This is a genomic window from Weizmannia sp. CD-2023 (assembly GCF_036225245.1).
In the GTDB taxonomy this organism is placed as follows: domain Bacteria; phylum Bacillota; class Bacilli; order Bacillales; family Bacillaceae_C; genus Weizmannia; species Weizmannia faecalis.
Window position 1 is genome coordinate 1 of the sequence record NZ_JARTJQ010000123.1, and the last position, 2,424, is coordinate 2,424.

General features: G+C 36.1%; 1 protein-coding gene and 2 pseudogenes. All 3 read right to left on the reverse strand.

The features are described from left to right. Positions 1 to 155 (reverse strand): annotated as a pseudogene (locus P9687_RS17360) (hypothetical protein); the annotation flags it as partial. A gap of 1,111 nt (positions 156 to 1,266) precedes the next feature. Beyond that, entirely contained in the window at positions 1,267 to 1,857 is a 591-nt protein-coding gene (locus P9687_RS16140; RefSeq protein WP_235801692.1) for a DUF2247 family protein, read from the reverse strand. After that, a pseudogene (locus P9687_RS16145) lies at positions 1,820 to 2,424 on the reverse strand (hypothetical protein); the annotation flags it as partial. The pseudogene P9687_RS16145 and the gene P9687_RS16140, both read right to left, overlap by 38 nt.

Here is a 2,424-nt window from a genome sequence, read left to right on the forward strand (position 1 = left end):
GTGTTTTGGACTTTGAGCGACAGTTTGAATTTCGAGTTGGACCAGATTTGGTCGTCGACAACCCCGCTCGGTTTTTGCGTTGCCAAAATCAAATGGATGCCGAGTGACCGGCCGATACGGGCAGTCGATACGAGTTCTTTCATAAAATAGACCTGAATCCCTGATGAAAAACTAGTAAACACTGGTGGTAAGCAGTTTCCCAAGAGTGAAACTCTAATATTATCTGATTATTCGATAATGCACTTTTGTTGCTTTGATAGATAAATATTTCTCTTTTTTCACTTATTTTAGATCATAACAAATAGATCTTCAAATTTTTATTTTTGCATACTTATTGGTTTGTTTCGGTTTTCTTCTTATCGCTTATTACCCAGGATTTCTAGTATTAAGGTATTATATAAGTGAGCAAAAGTCAGCAGTCGTTTGTTGTCCCCTGTGACCTTAAAATTACCATTCCCGGCCCTCGTAACCAGCTTAGAAGCCATCGTTATCATATTCTGAATGACGGTTCGGATTCTTCGTGTTGCCTTCTTTTTCAATGGCTCATCCTGTTTTTTCATGCTTTCTTGTCCGCTCAAAAAAAGCATGTGAATGGGTTTAGCGTGAAGTGAAAAATTTCGTCAAGTATTCTGGTATCATTTAAAATGTAATGAATTTGACGGAGGCAATTGTTTGTCAACGTCATTATTCCTATTTACAATGTGGCTAAAGCTTGGAAAAACAGCGTGCATCATGGTCAGTTGTGTAATTGGACTACATTGGAAATCAAAGGCAAAAGCGGAGAGATGGTTACCATCTCTCCGCCTTTGCCGGTGTATAATCTAACTTGTTCGGATGAATAATATGAGAAGAGATTTCATTATAAACTATACCATCCGCCATCTTCTTCATCATTTTTCTTGGCACATCTTTAACCAGGTTTGCTACGCATTTTCCAAATACCGATACATGGCTTTAACTTTGTGTGGGCTCAGATTTTTACTTTATGAAGTAGATGACTGCCAGGTTTACTAAATTCTCCTACACAGTTGATGATGCGTGAAGTGTCGGCAAATTTTGCGGTGCTATTAATGCCGGGCACTGTACCTGAAAAATCTCTCGAATATCCCAAATATCTAAAATGACTGATGATAATTTCTTCTGTCTATTCACTGGAGGATACCTTAGTGAAAGATGACAAAAACGTAACAAAAAGGATAAAGAGATTAAAAATATAAACAATCTTATCTTCTGAGTGCAGAATTTCCATTTAAATTAGGATAATTATTAAATTGATTTATCTTGTAAGTACTGATATTCTTTGCACATAAAATCATTAAATAAGTTGATTAATCTAACTATATTCTCTGCTTTCGAATATTGTAAAGGATCAAAGCCATCTGTTGGTTTTAGATAGTAAATAAAGCTATCCATGTCATCAGGATAATTAAAATCAGCATACACTTCAGCAATCTTATTTAACAGCTCTTCAAAGTCATTTTGGTATTTTATCTTTAAACTGGTTAGTACAGCAAATCTCCATTTTCTTTTTTCAAGTTGCCAGGCCTCAGTGTCAAAATTCAAATCCTGACTATATGACTCTTTTAATATATTTTCTAATAAATTCTCATAATCAAGATCATCGTCACCCCAAGCAAGCTGAACAACGTTTTGATTGTTAGAGTCTGGATGCTTAGTTAAAAATTCAACTGCATAATTCACAATGTCGCTTTTTTTTATTAGATCTAATTTTAAGCCCGCGTATAATGTTTTCCAATCGTACTTCATGCCGTTTTCTTTGAAAGTATCTAAAGAAATTTTCATTTGAACCACCCTTGCTTTACGTTCTCTGGTTTGGAAAACCCGTAATTTTTCCATTTGGAATAAATCTTCTATGTGTAACTCCCTTGTAAGGGTCAACAATCCATTCAAATATCCCGTTTTGGTCCTTAACAATTGTTATTCTTTCCTTAATCCTTAATTCTTTATTATATACATCTTTATAATCGTAGTACTTTATGCCGCCTTCAATTTGATATAGTTTTCTTTTAACTCTGTCACCACCAACAAATTCAAATTCATCAGCAAACTGAGCATAATTATCAATAATATCATTAAATCCATGCTGACCATCAGGTTTCTTTAAGGCACTTCCGAAACGTGTATTATCAAGCACTGGGTGTGAGATATTTTTAATCATTCTTCTATCCGCATTACTTTTTAAAATCTTATTAACCGCGGCCTTTGTCGTGTTCTCTATTCCATGTGTATTTTCCGCAGGTGCCCGTACACGTCCGATTCCTTCGGCCGCCAGCCCCATCTGCCGCCCCGGTATGATCTCACTTTCATCTTTTGCAACTTTCCCGACTTTCCTTACTCTCATTTGCCCATTTTCCATATTATGTTTTAAATGGCCCGGCACCTCCTTCGCCCACGCCTTCGCAC

Excerpts from the sequence above, each read along its gene's own strand:
- P9687_RS16140 (WP_235801692.1), bottom strand. The coding sequence starts at position 1,857 with ATGGAAAAATTACGGGTTTTCCAAACCAGAGAACGTAAAGCAAGGGTG.